Consider the following 17180-nt stretch of genomic DNA (forward strand, 5'->3'; position numbering starts at 1 on the left):
TGCATACCTGGTATGCGCACCGCAACCGGAGTGGACCCGCTCAGGCCGGACGTCCGGGAAACGGGACAGTCAGCGGGCTCGACCCGCCCGTCTTACGCCACCGGGTGGCGCGCACGGCGTACTCGACCAGGGCCGCCAACGCCTGGTCCCGGTCGGCGCCGGTGGTGGATGCCAGAGCCGCCCGCCAGTGCGCTGCAGTGCGTTCCTCGACCTCGGCGGCGAGCCGCAGGGCGCTCGCCCGGTCGGTGACCGGGAACGGCAGCGCGTACCCGGCGCGGTCCGGAGGCACGACGCCGCCGGCGGTGGTGAGCTGCACCACGAGGGTGTCGCGTCGGCGTCGATGCGCGGCCTCCGCCTGGTGCGCCGCCTCGCGGGCGGCGCCGGTGAGCCGGACGCCGATCCGCCCGTAGGCGTAGATGGCCGCGTACTCGGCGGACAGGGCGGAGGCAAGGGCCTCGCCGGAGGACGGCTGCCTCACTTCAGTGCCTCCTGGTGGGTGGCTCGGGCGGCGACGATCGACCCGAGCAGCGCGGCCCGTTCCGCTGGCGCTGCGGCACAGGCCTGGGTGGCGGACTGCTGGGCGGTCTTCTCCAGGGCGCGCAGTGCGGCGAGCGCGCCGGCCGGCTCGGCCGCCGGGGCGGTGGTGGGGGAGGTGGCCGCCGCCGACGGCAGGGCGACGCCGATCACCCGGGCCAGTTCGGTGGCGTGTGCGGTGTGCGCCTCGGCGATCGGGCCGAGCCGGTCGGCCAGGTCGGGATGAGCGGTGGCCGCACTCCGGTACGCCTCGGCCAGCGCCAGTGACTCGTCCACCATCGGGCGCAGCGGGTCCGGTGGTGGCGCCGGCTGGTCGTCACGGTCGAAAAGATCACAGCCGGTCAGCGGCGCAGCGACGCCGCCGAGCACCAGCAGCGCTCCGCCGCGCAGCAACTTTCGCCGGGAATGTCCGGATGCCTGGTCGCGCTGTGTCGTTCTGCCGATCCCCACCGGGCAAGTCAACACCATCGGCGTCAGTCCAGGGGCGACCGGCGTCGGTGCGCCGCCCGGTCCGCTGCCGGGCAGGCGCGTTACGCTCTGCGCAGCCACCGGCGTGTCCGCTCCGGTGGCGTGCCGGCATGGCGGGACGGCCGATCACCGTCGACCAGGGAAAGGGTGCGGAGATGACGCAGCGTGGCCGTGCCACCAGGCCGACAGGTCGACCCCGTGATGCCGCGGGTCCTCGCGGTGGTGATCTCGCCGGGCGACGTGCCCGACTACGAGCTGTGATCGAGCCGGTCGTCAACGACGCCGGCTACGACCTGGAGGACCTGACGGTCTCCCGGGCCGGTCGCCGGCACGTGGTGCGGGTGATGGTGGACGCCGACGGCGGGATCGACCTGGACGCCGTCGCGGACGTCTCCCGGGCGGTCTCGGCCGCGCTGGACGCCGCGGAGGAAGCCGGCGGCGACATCGTCGCCGGGGAATACCAGCTGGAGGTCAGCTCGCCGGGCGTCGACCGGCCACTGACCCTGCCCAGGCACTGGCGGCGCAACGTGAGCCGGCTGGTCAAGGTCACCGTCCGGGGCGCGGCCGCGCTGCCCGAACAGCGCGGCGAGCAGCCCACCGGCGACCGCCAGCTGACCGGTCGGGTGATCGCGGCCGACGACGAGGGCGTGCAGCTGGAGACCGAGGACGGCCGCACCTCCTGGGCGTACGCCCAGCTGGGCCCGGGCCGCGTGCAGGTCGAGTTCACCCGGCTCGCCGAACTCGGTGAGCCGGACGAGGAGTTCGACGACGCGGACGATTCAGACGAGATCGACGATTCAGACGACATCGACGACGAAGATGATGTGGAGGACGAGGAGAGGTGAACATCGACCTCGCGGCGCTGCGCGCACTCGAGCGCGAGCGGGAGATCCCGTTCGACACGATTCTCGCGGCGATCGAGACCGCGTTGCTGACCGCCTACCGGCACACCGACGGCGCCGAGCCGCACGCCCGGGTGGAGATCGACCGTAAGTCGGGCGCCGCCCTGGTGTACGCGCAGGAGATGGACGCCGACGGCAGCCTGGTGCGGGAGTGGGACGACACCCCGCACGACTTCGGCCGCATCGCGGCCATGACCGCCAAGCAGGTGATCCTCCAGCGTCTGCGGGAGGCCACCGACGAGGTGCACTTCGGTGAGTACGTGGGCCGCGAGGGTGACCTGGTCACCGGCGTGGTGCAGGCGCACGAGACGCGCACCGAGAAGGGCATCGTCAGCGTCGACCTGGGCAAGCTGGAGGGTGTGCTGCCGCAGTCCGAGCAGGTGCCCGGTGAGCGGTACGCCCACGGTGAGCGGGTCCGCTGCGTCGTGGTGCACGTGGCCAAGGGCATGCGCGGGCCGCAGATCACCCTGTCCCGGTCGCACCCGGCGCTGGTCAAGAAGCTGTTCGCGCTGGAGGTGCCGGAGATCGCCGACGGCACTGTGGAGATCGGCGCGATCGCCCGTGAGGCAGGTCACCGTACGAAGATCGCCGTACGCTCCACCACCCCCGGTGTGAATCCCAAGGGCGCCTGCATCGGCCCGATGGGCCAGCGGGTGCGCGCCGTGATGAGCGAACTGCACGGCGAAAAGATCGACATCATCGACTGGTCGGACGACCCGGCCACCTTCGTCGGCAACGCGTTGTCACCTGCCAAGGCGTTGCGGGTCGAGGTGGTCGACCTGGCCAACCGGGCCGCCCGGGTGACCGTCCCCGACTTCCAGCTCTCGCTCGCCATCGGTCGGGAGGGGCAGAATGCCCGACTCGCTGCCCGCTTGACCGGTTGGCGGATCGACATTCGCTCGGATGCGGAGCAGACCGCCCCGGCCGCGCGAGGGTCGGCTGATCACGTGCGGGAGCCGGGCGGAGCGATCTCGGGCAGCTAGGGGTAGACTTCCTCCAGTGGTACGACGCGCGCTGCCGGAGCGCACCTGTGTGGGTTGCCGGCAACGTGCGCCGGCCAGCGAATTGCTGCGGATAGTCGCGGTCAGGGACGAGGCTGGTTACAGTCTCCGGCCTGATCCGCTTCGCAGGCTGCCGGGTCGGGGAGCGAACATGCACCCGGATCCGGCCTGCTTCGCGCTGGCGGTGCGGCGCCGCGCCTTCGGGCGTGCGTTGCGCATCACCGAGGTCCTTGACCACGGTGTGCTGGCGGAGCACGTCGATGCGCCAACCACTACGTCCGGTCAGCCCGACCGGGCGAGGGTCGCTAGCAGGGTAGGACGACCGACATGAGCACACGATGAAGTCCCTGAAATGACCAGGCTTCAAGTGCACGAGTGAGGTCGCTGCGGGTGCTGCCCGCACGACCTCGGAGTGAGGAGTGCAGTGGCAGGCAAGGCCCGCGTACACGAGCTTGCAAAAGAGCTCGGGGTCGAGAGTAAGACCGTTCTCGCCAAGCTGAAGGAAATGGGCGAGTTCGTGAAGTCCGCGTCGAGCACCGTCGAGGCGCCCGTCGCCCGGCGACTGCGTAACGCATTCGTCGCGTCCGCCGGTGCTCCGGCACCGGCCGCCGCCCCGTCGGCGCCCGCGTCGACGCCGGCTTCGACCCCGACCCCGACGACGGCCCCGACCCCGGGCGCGCCCCGGGTTTCGGCCAAGCCGATGCCGCCCCGGCGGCCGACCGCGCCGGCTCCCGGCCCGAAGCCGAAGGGTCCGGTGCCTGGTGCACCGCAGCCCGCGGCTCCGGTCGCCAAGCCGGCGAGTGCCCACGACATCGAGGTGGCGGCCGCGGAGGCGCGTGCCGCCGCGCTGAAGGCTGAGCAGGAGGCCGCGGTCAAGGCCGCGCAGGCCGCCCGCCAGCAGCAGCGGGACAACCCCGTACGCCGGGAGCCCCCGGCAGACGGCGGCAACCGCCCCGGCCCTCGGCCGGGTCCGGCCGCGATGCCCCCTCGTCCCGGTTCACCGGCAGCTCGTCCGAGCACGCCGGCTCCGGGTCCGGGTGCCCGACCTGGTGGTCGCCCGCCGGCGCGTGGCGCCGGTAACAACCCGTTCGGCATCCAGGGTGGCCAGCAGCAGCGGCCCCCGGCCGCTGGTGCGGGTGGCCCCCGTCCCAACAGCCCGGCGGGCATGCCGCCGCGGCCGAGCCCGAACTCGATGCCGCCGCGGCCCAGCCCGGCGTCCATGCCGAGTCAGCGTCCGGCTGCCGGTCGCCCTGGTCCCGGTGGCGCTGGTCGCCCCGGTGGCGGCGGCGCTGGTCGTCCCGGTGGCGGTGGCGGCGGCGGTGGCTTCCGTGGCGGTCCCGGCGGTGGCGCCGGTGGCGGTGGCGGTTACCGAGGCGGCCCTGGTGGCGGCGCGGGTGCCGGCGGTGGCGGTGGCTACCGTGGCGGTCCCGGCGGCGGTGGCGGTGCTCCCGGTGGCGGTTTCCGTCCGGGTGCTCCGTCCGGTGGTGGCGGTCGCCCGGGTGCGGGTGGTCGTGGCCGTGGCGGCGGCGCTGCGGGTGCCTTCGGGCGTCCGGGTGGCCGGCCGACGCGCGGTCGCAAGTCCAAGAAGCAGCGCAGACAGGAGTTCGACAACCTGTCGGCTCCGACCATGAGCTCGGGTGCTCCCCGGGGTCAGGGTCAGATCGTCAGGCTCTCCCGTGGCGCCTCGCTGTCCGACTTCGCGGACAAGATCAACGCCAACCCGGGTTCGCTGGTCCAGGAGATGTTCAACCTGGGCGAGATGGTCACCGCGACCCAGTCCTGTTCTGACGACACCCTGCACCTGCTGGGTGAGCACCTGGGCTTCGACATCCAGATCGTCAGCCCGGAGGACGAGGACCGCGAGCTGCTCGCGCAGTTCAACATCGACCTCGACGCGGAGGTGGCCGAGGAGCGTCTGGTCAGCCGTGCGCCGGTGGTGACCGTCATGGGTCACGTCGACCACGGTAAGACCAAGCTGCTCGACGCGATCCGCAAGGCGAACGTCGTAGCCGGTGAGGCGGGTGGCATCACCCAGCACATCGGTGCGTACCAGGTCCACGTCCCGCACGAGGGCGAGGACCGGGCGGTCACCTTCATCGACACCCCGGGTCACGAGGCGTTCACCGCCATGCGTGCTCGTGGTGCCCAGGTCACGGACATCGTGATCCTGGTCGTCGCGGCCGACGACGGTGTGATGCCGCAGACGATCGAGGCGTTGAACCACGCCAAGGCGGCCGACGTGCCGATCGTGGTCGCGGTCAACAAGGTCGACAAGCCGGACGCCAACCCGGACAAGGTCCGCCAGCAGCTGACCGAGTACGGCCTGGTCGCCGAGGAATACGGCGGCGAGACCATGTTCGTCAACGTGGCAGCCAAGCCGGGCATCGGCATCGAGGAGCTGCTCGAGGCTGTCCTGCTGACCGCCGACGCGTCGCTGGAGCTGACCGCTCCGATCGACGGGCCGGCCCAGGGTGTGGCCATCGAGGCGCACCTGGACAAGGGCCGCGGTGCGGTGGCGACGGTGCTGGTGCAGAAGGGCACCCTGCGGGCAGGCGACTCGATCGTCGCCGGTGGGGCGCACGGCCGGGTTCGGGCCATGCTCGACGAGAACGGCAACCAGCTCACCGAGGCTGGGCCCGCGCGTCCGGTCATGGTGCTGGGTCTGACCGCGCCTCCCGGCGCGGGCGACACGTTCCTCGCCGCGGCGGACGACCGCACGGTGCGGCAGATCGCTGAGCAGCGGCAGGCACGGCGGCGGGCGGCGTCCTTCGCCAACTCCCGTGGTCGGGCCACCCTTGAGACGCTCATGGAGCAGCTCAAGGAGGGCGAGAAGACCTCGCTCAACCTCATCCTCAAGGGCGATGTCTCCGGTTCGGTGGAGGCTCTCGAGGACGCGCTGTTCAACCTGGACATCCCCGAGGAAGTCCAGCTCAAGGTCCTCGACCGTGGCGTGGGCGCGATCACCGAGAGCAACGTCATGCTCGCGAGTGCCTCGTCCGAGCCGGTCACGATCATCGGCTTCAACGTGCGGGCCTCCAACAAGGTCCGTGAGATGGCCGACCGCGAGGGCGTGGAGATCCGGTACTACACCGTCATCTACCAGGCCATCGAGGAGATCGAGGCGGCGCTCAAGGGCCTGCTCAAGCCGGAGTACGAGGAGGTCGAGCTGGGCAGCGCGGAGATCCGCGACGTCTTCCGCTCGTCCAAGATCGGCAACATCTCCGGTTGCATCGTCCGGTCGGGTGTCCTTCGGCGCAACGCCAAGGCGCGCCTGCTGCGAGACGGGGCGGTCGTGGCGGACAACCTCACGATCAGCTCGTTGAAGCGGTTCAAGGACGACGCCACCGAGGTTCGCGAGGGCTTCGAGTGTGGTCTGACCCTGGGTGGTTACAACAACGTCCAGGTCGGCGACGTCATCGAGACCTTCGAGATGCGGGAAAAGGTTCGCGCCTGATCCGGCAGTGACACGCTGATCAAGGGGTTTACGCCGTACGGCGTAAACCCCTTGATCATGCGGGGCGGGTTGGCGGTATCGTCCGGAGCGATGTTTACCGGAACCGCGGTCTTCGACCTGCTGCTGCCGGGTGACTCCCGGTCGCTCAAAGCCAAGAGATCATATGTACGGCCGATCGTGGCGGCGCTGCGCCGCTTCGAGGTGTCGGCCGCCGAGGTGGGTGCGCTCGACCTGCACGGTCGAGCGCAGATTGCGGTGGCCGTGGTGGCCGCCGAGACGGCGCACGTCCGCGAGGTGCTCGACTCCTGTGAGCGCCTGGTGGCCGGCCGTCCCGAGGTCGAGCTGTTGTCGGTTCGACGCCGGTTGTACGGCGTGGACGACGACTGACCACGGTGCCGGCTGTGCCGGGCGGCCGGTGCGGCCGCGAAGGTAGTGTTCGAGATGTTGGCCGGTCGGCCGGCGGCCCCCGGGTCGCCGGGTCGGCCGGGAGCAGGACGCCGTGGAGGTGGCGAGATGTCTGATCCGGCCAAGGTACGCCGGCACGCGGAACGGGTGCGTGAGCTGGTCGCGTCGGTGGTGCGGAGCCAGATCAAGGACCCGCGGCTCGGGATGATCACCATCACCGATGCCCGGATTACCGCTGACCTGCGCGACGCGACGGTCTTCTACACGGTGCTCGGTGACTCGGTGGCCCAGGCGGACACCGCGGCGGCTCTGGAGAGCGCCAAGGGGCTGCTGCGCAGCACTGTCGGCAAGGCGCTCGGGCTGCGTCACTCGCCGACCCTCACGTTCGTCCTCGACGACGTTCAGGACCAGGTCAAGCACATCGACGACCTGCTCGCCGCCGCCCGCAACGCCGACGCCGAGGTGCAGCGGCTCGCCGCCCAGGCGAAGTACGCGGGCGAGGCCCAGCCGTACCGGGTCGACGACGAGACGGACGAGGACGACGAGACGGACGAGGCCGAGGAGGCCACCGACGTCAAGGAGACCCCGCGGGGTGGGGAAACGCGGTGACGAGCACCGCCAGCGTCCCGCTCGCCGGGGCGGCCGGGGTCGCTCCCGCCGAGTTGGACTGGGCTGCGGCCGAGGCGCTGCTGCGGGCTGTCCCGCCGAACGGCCGGGTGCTGCTGATCTGTCATGTCAATCCGGACGGCGACGCGCTGGGCAGCATGCTCGGCTTCGGTCTGGGTCTGCGGCAACTCGGCGTACGCGAGGTGCAGGCGACCTTCCCGGGGCCGCCGGAGGTGCCGGAGCCGTTCCACGGGCTGCCCGGCCTCGAGTTGCTGGTCCCGGCGGACGCCGCGGACGTCGCACCTGATCTGGTGATCTGCTTCGACGCGGCGAGCGAGTCGCGCCTCGGCGAGTTGGCCGGGCGGCTGTCGTCGGCGGGTGCGGCGCTGGTGCTGGACCACCACGCCTCCAATCCGGGGTTCGGCACCGTCAACCTGGTCGACCCGGGCGCCGCGGCGACGTCGGTGGTGGCCGAGCAGTTGCTGGCTAGGCTCGGGGTCGTGGTGGATCGGGCCATCGCCGAGTGCCTCTACGTGGCCCTGACCACGGATACTGGTTCGTTCCGGTTCGCGGCGACGACCCCGGCGGTGCACGAGATGGCCGCCCGGTTGCTGGCGACCGGCATCTCGCCCGGTGACATCTCCCGGCGGGTCTTCGACACCCGGCCCTTCGGCGCGGTCCGGCTCTTCGGTGAGGTGCTCGGCCGTGCGCAGCTGGAGCCGAGCGCTGCCGGTGGCAGGGGGCTGGTCTGGACCTTCGCCACTCTCGATGACCTGGCCAGGCACGACCAGCGTCCGTACGTGCTGGAGGCGTTGATCGACTCGGTGCGCTGCACGGCCGAGGCGGATGTGGGCTGTGTGTTGAAGCAGACCACGTCGGGCGAGTGGGCGGTGTCGATGCGCAGCAAGGGCGCGGTGGACGTCAGCCGGGTCGCTGTCGCGCTGGGCGGTGGTGGTCACACGTTCGCGGCCGGCTTCACCGGTCGGGGCACCGTCGAGCAGGTGGTGGAGTCGATCCGCGGCCAGCTGGACGCGGCGCTGGTCCGCTCCGCACGCTGACACGGCGTTCGTCGCCGTCGGTCGGTCCCGAAGATCAGGGTCAGCTCCGGGGAGTGTTGGTCTTCCCGCGCTCCGTGAGACCGGGAAGAATTGCGGGATGGAGCAGCCGCACGACCTCACCGTGGAGGCCCCCCGCGCATGGGACCGGCCCGCCGTCTCCGTTCCCGTCCTGGTCTGCCTTTCGCTCGTCGGTGGCCGGTTCGCGTCCTTCTCCACCGAGGCGAATCTTTTCACGCTCGGCACCGGCGGGGTGCTGATCTGGCTCGGTCTGAGCAATCGGGTGCCCCGCCGACCGGCCCCGCGTCGTCTGGGTGCGGGGGCGGCCTGGTGGGCGGTGCCGGTGGTGGTCTTCGGCGTCTTCGAGGGGGCGACCTTCGTGATGGCGGTCGGGGATGACTTCCCCACCTTCTCCCGGCTGGCCGACCCCCTCCTGGAAGATCACCTGACCCGCTCGGCGGTCTGGTTCGCCTGGCTGGCGGCCTTCTGGGGGCTGGTGCGGCGATGATGCGGGCGCTCGCGATCGGCGGCTTCCTTACCGCGCTGGTCCTCTTCGCGGTGGTCGAGTGGATGGCCCGTCGGGAGGGCTCCCGGATTCCCACTCTGGGCGAGATGTGTGCGTACGTGATGCGCTACGAGGTCGGCCCGGTGCCGGTGGGCCGGATCGGTCTGTTCGGGTTCTGGTGGTGGCTGGGCTGGCACTTCCTGGCCCGCTGAGCCGGGTTGTCGACTGTCCAGATGGCGGGAACCGAGAGCAGCATGTGGACCTGAACGATAACTTGGGAGAGGGCCGGCGCCGCATGGCGGCGCAGCTCATGGGTGGTGGTGCCACACCTCGTGCCGCCTCCCTCCAGGGTCGCACCGACCCGGGCTCACGCTGCCCAGTCGGCTGCTCCGGTAATCCCGGACCGCCGTGGGGCGCTCAGCACGACCGCCCGTGAGGGCCGCCGCGTGTCGGTGGCTCGCTCCCTGGAAGGACCACCACCATGCCGAACAAGCCCAAGCCCGAGACCACCGACGACGCCCGCGAGCAGGCCCGCCGCGCGCTGCAGACCTCGATGGACACGCGTCAGTAGACCGTTCCTGCCGTTGGGACGCCGCCGAGGCGTCTCGCGGCAGCGCGGCCACCCGTCCGGTTTGACGCCCTACCTGGTTGCCGCTCGCAATCCTCGCCGAGCCGCGCCTGTGCGCTCGACCATTCGACCCGGAAGCTCTGGAACCACCGTCGGGCGGCCGGGGCGGCCGGGTGTAACCGTCCTGCCCCGGCCGCCCGTGGGGGCCGCTCAGGACAGGAACTTGTCCAGGGCGCTCTCGATGGTGCCGGCGTCCGGCGACGCGTACGCCTTCATGGTGACGTTGTTGTACGAGATGACGCTCGGGCACCTGTTCGCCGGGGCTGCCACGGTGCCGCCGTCGCCGACCTTCTCGCCGGTCTTGGCGGCGTAGAAGGTCAGGGTGTAGCGCGACGAGACATAGTCGACAGTGACCTGCTTGCCGGTCTTGTCCTTGTACAGGCACTTCGTCGGCTCACCCTCGCTGCCCTCCACGAACTTCAGGCAGCCGACCACCGACACCGCCTCGTACTCGGTGGTCTTGGCGGAGTAGGGCTTGGTCGATGAGACGTACTTCGACGACCAGGACGTCGGCCGGTCCGGGCTGTTCGAGAACGTGTACGCCTTGGCGCCAGCCGGGCCGTTGTAGGGTGCCGAGTTCAGGATCCGGCTGCCCTGGCAGACGTTCGACAGGTCGCTGGAGAAGCGGGCCGTCATCGAGTTGTTGTCGCTCGGGGCATCCGACTGCCCGGGTGCGGGTGAGGCCGTCGTCCCCGGCGTGGTGCCGGAGGTGGGTTCGGCGGACGTGGCCGTCGTGGGCTCGTCGTCGTCGCCGTAGGCGACCAGGAGTCCGATACCGCCGCCGCAGAGGGCGAGGATCAGGACGACCGCACCGACGGCGAGTCCGATGATCAGACCCTTGTTCGACTTCTTGGCCGGCGGAACGGGGGCGCCGTACTGCGGCATCGGGGGCTGCTGCCCGTACTGCGGCGCCGGGGGCTGCTGCCCGTACTGCGGCATCGGGGGCTGCTGCCCGTAGGGCGGTTGCCCGCCCTGCTGCGGCGCGGGGGGCCCGCTCCACGGCGTGACGTTCGGGTCAGGCTGCTGCCCGTACGGAGGGTATTGGTCACTCATCGTAAGCCCTTATCGCTGTCAGTGCGTTGTCAAGATCGTGGAACGTGGTCAGGGTAGTAAGCCCTGCAAGTGGGACGCCCGGCACTCACTCGTGGCCACGCTCGCCTCGCCGGCTAGCGTCGAACGGGGAAAGGCCCGCGTAAGTCGCTAGGTGCCTTGCACTCCTTACTGGGCCGTGCCAGGATCGGCGGCGATGAGCCAGCCAGCCCACACCGACACCGCGACGGCCACCAGCGGGTCCGCCTCGCCGCGCCGCATCGCCAGCCTCGCCCTGCCGGCCCTCGTGGTGCTCGCCGCCGAGCCGCTCTACGTGCTGGTCGACACGGCCGTGGTCGGTCACCTCGGCCGGGTGCCGCTCGCCGCGCTCGCCGTCGGCGGCACCGTGATGACCCTCACCGCATGGGTCGGCACCGTGGTCGCGTACGGCACCACCGGGCGCGCGGCTCGCCGCTTCGGGGCGGGTGACCGGGCCGCCGCGGTGGCCGAGGGCGTCCAGTCGTCCTGGCTGGCGTTCGGTGTCGGTCTGCTGATCGCGATCGGCATGCAGTTCGGCGGCGGCGCGCTCGCGCGTACCCTCGCCGGCGGTGGTGGCGAGGTGGCCGACGCCGCCGCGCAGTGGCTGCGGATCGCGGCCCTCGGCGCCCCTGGCCTGCTGCTCGCCGCCGCCGGCAACGGCTGGCTGCGCGGCGTGCAGGACACTCGCCGCCCGTTGTACTTCGTGCTCGGCCCCAACCTGCTCTCCGCGCTGCTCTGCCCGCTGCTGGTCTATCCCGGTGGGCTGGGTCTGATCGGCTCGGCGGTGGCCAACGTCGTCGCGCAGACGCTCTGCGGGGCGCTGTTCGCCGCGGCGCTGGTCGCCGAGCGGGTGTCGCTGCGGCCCCGGCCCCGCGTGATCCGCCAGCAACTGGTGCTCAGCCGCGACCTGCTGATCCGAGGGGTGGCGTTCCAGGCCAGCTTCCTCTCCGCGACCGCCGTCGCCGCCCGCTTCGGCGCCGCCGCCGTCGGCGCCCACCAGATCGCCCTGCAACTCTGGTTCTTCACCGCGCTGGTGCTCGACGCGCTGGCCATCGCCGCCCAGTCGCTGGTGGGCGCCGCGCTCGGCGCCGGCGACGACGCCGGCGCCCGGGCGCTCGCCCGCCGGATCGGGCTGCTCGGCGGCGTCTGCGGCGTCGCCTTCGCGCTGCTCATCGCCGCCGGCGCCGGCGTCGTGCCGTCGTGGTTCAGCTCCGACGCGGGCGTACGCGAGCAGGCCATGGCCGCCTGGCCGTGGTTCGTCATCATGCTGCCGCTGGCCGGGGTGGTGTTCGCCCTGGACGGCGTGCTGATCGGCGCGGGGGACGTGCGGTACCTGCGCAACCTCACCATCGTGGCGGCGCTCGGCGGTTTCCTGCCGGCCATCTGGCTGGCGTACGCCCTCGACCTCGGGCTGGGCGGTATCTGGGCCGGGCTCACCCTTTTCGTGGTGATCCGGCTGGTCGCCCTGCTGCTGCGCCTGCGCAACGGCGGTTGGGCGGTCACCGGCGCGGTCCGCTGACCGGGTCGGCCCGCCCACACACCGCCGCGTGCCGGGCATCTGGCAGGCTTGGCCGACGTGAGCACCGATGGTCTGATCGTGGTCGACAAGCCCGGCGGCATGACGTCGCACGACGTGGTGGCGCGGATCCGCCGGCTGGCGAAGACCCGGCGGGTCGGGCACGGCGGCACCCTCGACCCGATGGCCACCGGCGTGCTGGTGATCGGTGTGGGCCGAGCCACCCGCCTGCTGACCTATGTGATCGGCGCGGGCAAGAGCTACAACGGCACCATCCGGCTGGGCCAGGCCACCGTCACCGACGACGCCGAGGGCGATGTGATCGCCACCGCGCCCGCCGGTCACCTCACCGACGACGCGATCCGGTCGGCGCTGACCGCGCTCAGCGGCGAGGTCGACCAGGTGCCGAGCGCGGTCAGCGCCATCAAGATCGACGGGCAGCGGGCCTACAAGCGGGTCCGCGACGGGGAGAGCGTCGAGCTGCCCGCGCGCCGGGTCACCATCTCCCGGCTGGAGGTGCTGGCGATCCGCCGTACCGAGCCGGACGTGGTGGACGTCGACGTCGACGTGACCTGCTCCTCCGGCACGTACATCCGGGCCATCGCCCGGGACGCGGGCCTGGCCCTCGACGTCGGCGGCCACCTGACAGCGCTGCGCCGTACCGCTGTGGGCGGCTTCACCCTCGCCGAGGCGGCGACCCTCGACGAGCTGGAGCAGCGTGCCCCGGACGTGGTGAACCTGCCGCTGGACGCGGCGGCCGACCGCTTCTTCCCGCGCCGCGAGGCGACACCCGAGGAGGCCCGGGTGCTCGCCCACGGCGGGCCGCTGGACCCGGCCGGCCTCACCGGACCGTACGCCGTCTTCGGACCGGCCGGCGGCCTGATCGCTATCGTCAGCGAGCGGGACGGGCGGGCCCGCGCGGAGATCGTGCTCGCCCCGGCCTGACGGCGGGGAGCACGTCCGCCGGCCCGGGGCCGGCGGTGTCGACCCGCCGGCCGGCGGGACACAGGGAGGAACGGCATGCAGCGGTGGCGGGGGTACGACGCGGCGCCCGGTGGGTGGGGACGCTCGGTCGTCACCATCGGCGTCTTCGACGGCGTGCACAGAGGGCACCAGGCGACCATCGGGCACGCCGTTGCCCGGGCCCGGGAGCTGGGCGTGCAGTCGGTGGTGGTCACCTTCGACCCGCACCCGGCCGAGGTGGTCCGCCCCGGCTCGCATCCGGCGGTGCTCACCGAGCCGGCGCGCAAGGCGGAGCTGATCGAGGCACTCGGCGTCGACGTGCTCTGCGTGGTGCCGTTCACCCAGGAGTTCTCCCGGCTGCCGGCCGAGCAGTTCGTGCACGACGTCCTGGTCGAGAACCTGCACGCGGCACTGGTGGTGGTCGGCAGCAACTTCCGCTTCGGGCACCGGGCGGCCGGCGACGTGGCCCTGTTGGAGCGGCTGGGGCAGACCTTCGGCTTCGCCGTCGAGGGCGGCCCGCTGGTCGCCGAGGACGGCACCGTCTTCTCCTCCACGTACATCCGCTCCTGCGTCGACGCGGGCGACGTGGGTGCGGCGGCCGCCGCGCTGGGCCGCCCACACCGCCTGGAGGGCGTGGTGGTCCGTGGCGACCAGCGGGGCCGGGAGCTGGGCTTTCCCACCGCCAACCTGCTCTGCCACCGGTACGCGGCGGTGCCCGCCGACGGGGTGTACGCGGCCCGCCTGATCCGCCGTGGGCAGCACGGACCGCTGATGGCGGCGGTGTCCGTGGGCACCAACCCGACCTTCTCCGGCCGGGAGCGGCGGGTGGAGGCGTACGCGCTGGATTTCTCCGGCGACCTGTACGGCGAACGGCTGGCCCTGGACTTCGTGGCGCGCCTACGCGGCCAGATCCGCTACGACTCGATCGAGCCGTTGATCGCCCAGATGAACCAGGACGTCGAGCGCACCCGGCGTGCTCTGGCCTGATCATCTCCGACCGGCGGGGCCCTGCCGAGGCCCTTGGCCGGGTGTTACCGGTGAGTGCTGGTAGTCTTGCCGAGACGTCGGGTGACCGGCGTGGGGCCTCGCGTGCCTGCTCGACGCCGCGGGTGCGAGGTACCGGTCCGTTCCCGGTCCATCGGGACGACGGACACCCACTTGATCAACCCACCGAAACAGGGAGAACATGGCGCTCGATCAGGAAGCCAAGGCCAGCATCCGCGCGGAGTACGCGACCGCCGAGGGCGACACCGGTTCGCCGGAGGTTCAGGTCGCGGTCCTCACCAAGCGGATCGCCGAGCTGACCGAGCACCTGAAGGTGCACAAGCACGACCACCACAGCCGCCGTGGGCTGCTGCTGCTGGTCGGCCGTCGCCGTCGGCTGCTCAACTACGTCCAGAAGAAGGACATTGCGCGCTACCGGTCGCTCATCGAGCGGCTCGGCCTGCGCCGGTGACGTGACGGGGGAGTGGCCGACCGGCCGCTCCCCCGTACCGCGTCCCATCTGAAGAAACACGGGCCGCGCGACCACCCGAGAGGGAGCCGGTCAGCGTACCGGTCTCCGGTAGTGGCCCCCGGGAACCCCGGCATCATGCCGGCCACCCGGGCGCTTCGATCGAAGACCGGCCGGCTGAGCAGCTCCCCGATGTCGTGGGCCCACGACGCGAAGGAGCACGACAGCACATGACCGAGACCAAACTCGGCACCGAATCCCGCACCGCCGTGATCGACAACGGGTCCTTCGGCACCCGTGAGATCACCTTCTCCACCGGTCGGCTGGCTCGCCAGGCCGCCGGTTCCGTCATCGCCCAGCTGGGCGAGACGGTCGTTCTCTCCGCCACCACCGCCGGTAAGCACCCGAAGGAGCAGTTCGACTTCTTCCCGCTGACCGTCGACGTCGAGGAGCGGATGTACGCCGCGGGCCGCATCCCCGGCTCGTTCTTCCGCCGTGAGGGCCGGCCGAGCGAGGACGCGATCCTCACCTGCCGCCTGATCGACCGGCCGCTGCGCCCGTCCTTCGTGAAGGGCCTGCGCAACGAGGTCCAGGTCGTCGAGACCATCCTCGCGCTGGACCCGCAGCACCCGTACGACGTCGTGGCGATCAACGCCGCCTCGATGTCGACCAAGCTCTCCGGCCTGCCGTTCTCCGGCCCGATCGGTGCGACCCGCGTCGCCCACATCGACGGCCAGTGGGTCGCCTTCCCGACCCTGGAGGAGCTGACCCGCGCCACCTTCGACATGGTCGTGGCCGGCCGCACGCTCGAGGACGGCGACGTCGCGATCATGATGGTCGAGGCCGAGGCCACCCCGAACGCCGTCGCCCTGATCTCGGCCGGTGCCACCGCCCCGACCGAGGAGGTCGTCGCCAGCGGCCTGGAGGCCGCCAAGCCGGCGATCCGTGAGCTGTGCCGCGCGCAGAGCGAGCTGGCCGAGGTCGCCGCCAAGCCGGTCACCGAGTTCCCGGTCTTCCTGGACTACCAGGACGACGTGTTCGCCGCCGTGGCCGACCTGGCCCGTGGCGAGGTGGCCGAGGCGATCACCATTGCCGGCAAGGCCGACCGCGAGGAAGCCCTGGACCGGGTCAAGGCCCGGGTCGCCGAGGAGTTGGGTGCTCGGTTCGAGGGTCGGGAGAAGGAGCTCAGCGCCGCCTTCCGCTCGCTGACCAAGTCCGAGGTGCGCAACCGCGTGCTGCGCGAGCAGGTCCGCATGGACGGCCGCGGCCCGCGTGACATCCGGGCGCTGACCGCCGAGGTCGGCGTGCTGCCCCGGGTGCACGGTTCGGCGCTGTTCGAGCGGGGCGAGACCCAGATCCTGGGCGTCACCACGCTGAACATGCTCCGGATGGAGCAGATGGTGGACACGCTGTCCCCCGAGAACCGCAAGCGCTACATGCACAACTACAACTTCCCGCCGTACTCGACCGGTGAGACCGGCCGGGTCGGCTCGCCGAAGCGTCGCGAGATCGGCCACGGTGCGCTCGCCGAGCGTGCGCTGATCCCGGTGCTGCCGTCGCGCGAGGAGTTCCCGTACGCCATCCGGCAGGTGTCGGAGGCGCTCGGCTCCAACGGCTCCACCTCGATGGGTTCGGTCTGCGCGTCGACGCTGGGCCTGCTCTCCGCGGGTGTCCCGCTGAAGGCGCCGGTCGCCGGCATCGCGATGGGGCTCATCTCCGACGAGGTGGACGGCAAGACCCAGTACGTGACGCTGACCGACATCCTCGGTGCCGAGGACGCGTTCGGTGACATGGACTTCAAGGTCGCCGGCACGCCGGAGTTCGTCACCGCGCTCCAGCTCGACACCAAGCTCAACGGCATCCCGTCGGACGTGCTGGCTTCCGCGCTGCAGCAGGCGAACGAGGCCCGGCAGGTCATCCTCGGTGTCATGAAGGCCGCGATCGAGGCTCCGGCCGAGATGTCGGACTACGCGCCGCGGGTCACCACCGTCAAGATCCCGGTCGACAAGATCGGCATGGTGATCGGCCCGAAGGGTCAGACCATCAACGCGATCCAGGACGAGACCGGCGCCGAGATCTCCATCGAGGACGACGGCACGATCTACGTCGGCGCCACCAACGGCCCGTCGGCCCAGGCGGCCGTCGACCGGATCAACGGGATCGCCAACCCGACGCTGCCGAAGCAGGGCGAGCGGTTCCTCGGCACGGTGGTCAAGACCGCCGCGTTCGGCGCGTTCATCTCGCTGCTGCCGGGTCGTGACGGCCTGCTGCACATCTCCAAGGTGGGCGACGGCAAGCGGGTCGAGCGCGTTGAGGACTTCCTCAACGTCGGTGACCGGGTCGAGGTCGAGATCGCCGACATCGACGCGCGCGGCAAGATCTACCTGGACAAGGTCCGGCCGGAGGGCACCGAGGCGCCGGCCGCCGGCGAGGCCGCCGGTGGCGACCGTCCGGCTGGTCGTGACCGCGGCGACCGGGCTCCGCGTGACCGCGGCGACCGCGAGCGTGGCGGCGACCGGGGCGGGCGTGGCCCGGAGCGCGGCAACGGCGGCGGCGAGGGCGGCGGCGGCGAGGGTGGCGAGGGCGGCGAGCGTCCGCGCCGCCGGACCCGGCACAGCTGAC

The 17180-nt window shown here is 71.8% G+C and carries 17 protein-coding genes; 14 read left to right on the forward strand and 3 right to left on the reverse strand.

What is annotated here, in order from left to right; genetic code table 11:
• Positions 1 to 40: 40 nt before the first annotated feature.
• Both AC3CF1_RS26600 and AC3CF1_RS26605 read right to left on the reverse strand, forming a co-directional pair.
• Complete coding sequence (locus tag AC3CF1_RS26600; protein WP_488451527.1) at positions 41 to 478, reverse strand: ferritin-like domain-containing protein; 438 nt, start codon at positions 476 to 478, stop codon at positions 41 to 43.
• Entirely contained in the window at positions 475 to 927 is a 453-nt protein-coding gene (locus AC3CF1_RS26605; RefSeq protein WP_488452134.1) for a hypothetical protein, read from the reverse strand. The genes AC3CF1_RS26600 and AC3CF1_RS26605 overlap by 4 nt, the downstream gene beginning before the upstream one ends.
• 230 nt (positions 928 to 1157) lie before the next feature.
• On the opposite strand from AC3CF1_RS26605, the gene rimP reads away from it, so the two are divergent.
• From rimP to AC3CF1_RS26650, 9 genes are all read left to right on the forward strand, one after another.
• A complete protein-coding gene (rimP, locus tag AC3CF1_RS26610; protein WP_088951521.1) occupies positions 1158 to 1847 on the forward strand; it encodes a ribosome maturation factor RimP in 690 nt (229 codons plus the stop codon).
• Positions 1844 to 2887: a transcription termination factor NusA gene (nusA, locus tag AC3CF1_RS26615; RefSeq protein WP_088946703.1), complete on the forward strand. Its 1044-nt coding sequence runs from the start codon at positions 1844 to 1846 to the stop codon at positions 2885 to 2887. Before rimP ends, nusA begins: the two co-directional genes overlap by 4 nt.
• Positions 2888 to 2903: 16 nt before the next feature.
• Entirely contained in the window at positions 2904 to 3236 is a 333-nt protein-coding gene (locus AC3CF1_RS26620; protein WP_088946704.1) for a YlxR family protein, read from the forward strand.
• Positions 3237 to 3329: 93 nt separating this feature from the next.
• On the forward strand, positions 3330 to 6359 hold the full coding sequence (infB, locus tag AC3CF1_RS26625) for a translation initiation factor IF-2 (RefSeq protein ID WP_328849509.1): 3030 nt from the start codon (positions 3330 to 3332) through the stop codon (positions 6357 to 6359).
• Positions 6360 to 6449: 90 nt separating this feature from the next.
• Positions 6450 to 6746 carry a DUF503 domain-containing protein gene (locus AC3CF1_RS26630; protein ID WP_088946706.1) on the forward strand — a complete coding sequence of 99 codons (297 nt, stop codon included), beginning with the start codon at positions 6450 to 6452 and terminating at the stop codon, positions 6744 to 6746.
• Between the two features lie 126 nt (positions 6747 to 6872).
• A complete protein-coding gene (gene rbfA, locus AC3CF1_RS26635) occupies positions 6873 to 7373 on the forward strand; it encodes a 30S ribosome-binding factor RbfA (protein WP_088946707.1) in 501 nt (166 codons plus the stop codon).
• Positions 7370 to 8428, forward strand: a complete 1059-nt coding sequence (locus tag AC3CF1_RS26640) for a DHH family phosphoesterase (protein ID WP_099851286.1) — start codon at positions 7370 to 7372, stop codon at positions 8426 to 8428. Before rbfA ends, AC3CF1_RS26640 begins: the two co-directional genes overlap by 4 nt.
• Before the next feature lie 97 nt (positions 8429 to 8525).
• Positions 8526 to 8933: a hypothetical protein gene (locus tag AC3CF1_RS26645; RefSeq protein WP_088946709.1), complete on the forward strand. Its 408-nt coding sequence runs from the start codon at positions 8526 to 8528 to the stop codon at positions 8931 to 8933.
• The gene (locus AC3CF1_RS26650) at positions 8933 to 9142 is read left to right on the forward strand and encodes a DUF6186 family protein (protein ID WP_172862168.1); all 210 of its coding nucleotides are present in this window, start codon (positions 8933 to 8935) and stop codon (positions 9140 to 9142) included. The genes AC3CF1_RS26645 and AC3CF1_RS26650 overlap by 1 nt, the downstream gene beginning before the upstream one ends.
• Positions 9143 to 9708: 566 nt before the next feature.
• Here the strand turns inward: AC3CF1_RS26650 and AC3CF1_RS26655 are convergent.
• Positions 9709 to 10611 carry a hypothetical protein gene (locus tag AC3CF1_RS26655; protein WP_488451528.1) on the reverse strand — a complete coding sequence of 301 codons (903 nt, stop codon included), beginning with the start codon at positions 10609 to 10611 and terminating at the stop codon, positions 9709 to 9711.
• Positions 10612 to 10804: 193 nt separating this feature from the next.
• Here AC3CF1_RS26655 and AC3CF1_RS26660 point away from each other — a divergent pair, with 193 nt between their 5' ends.
• From AC3CF1_RS26660 to AC3CF1_RS26680, 5 genes are all read left to right on the forward strand, one after another.
• On the forward strand, positions 10805 to 12145 hold the full coding sequence (locus tag AC3CF1_RS26660; protein ID WP_488451529.1) for an MATE family efflux transporter: 1341 nt from the start codon (positions 10805 to 10807) through the stop codon (positions 12143 to 12145).
• Positions 12146 to 12202: 57 nt separating this feature from the next.
• Positions 12203 to 13087 carry a tRNA pseudouridine(55) synthase TruB gene (gene truB, locus AC3CF1_RS26665; RefSeq protein WP_099851292.1) on the forward strand — a complete coding sequence of 295 codons (885 nt, stop codon included), beginning with the start codon at positions 12203 to 12205 and terminating at the stop codon, positions 13085 to 13087.
• A gap of 75 nt (positions 13088 to 13162) precedes the next feature.
• Positions 13163 to 14092, forward strand: a complete 930-nt coding sequence (locus AC3CF1_RS26670; RefSeq protein ID WP_354981113.1) for a bifunctional riboflavin kinase/FAD synthetase — start codon at positions 13163 to 13165, stop codon at positions 14090 to 14092.
• Between the two features lie 199 nt (positions 14093 to 14291).
• On the forward strand, positions 14292 to 14561 hold the full coding sequence (gene rpsO, locus AC3CF1_RS26675) for a 30S ribosomal protein S15 (RefSeq protein WP_030337594.1): 270 nt from the start codon (positions 14292 to 14294) through the stop codon (positions 14559 to 14561).
• A gap of 227 nt (positions 14562 to 14788) precedes the next feature.
• Positions 14789 to 17179, forward strand: coding sequence for a polyribonucleotide nucleotidyltransferase (locus AC3CF1_RS26680; RefSeq protein WP_488451530.1), 2391 nt, complete (start codon positions 14789 to 14791; stop codon positions 17177 to 17179).
• Position 17180: the final 1 nt, after the last annotated feature.

The organism is Micromonospora sp. MGP-C2 (assembly GCF_057766525.1).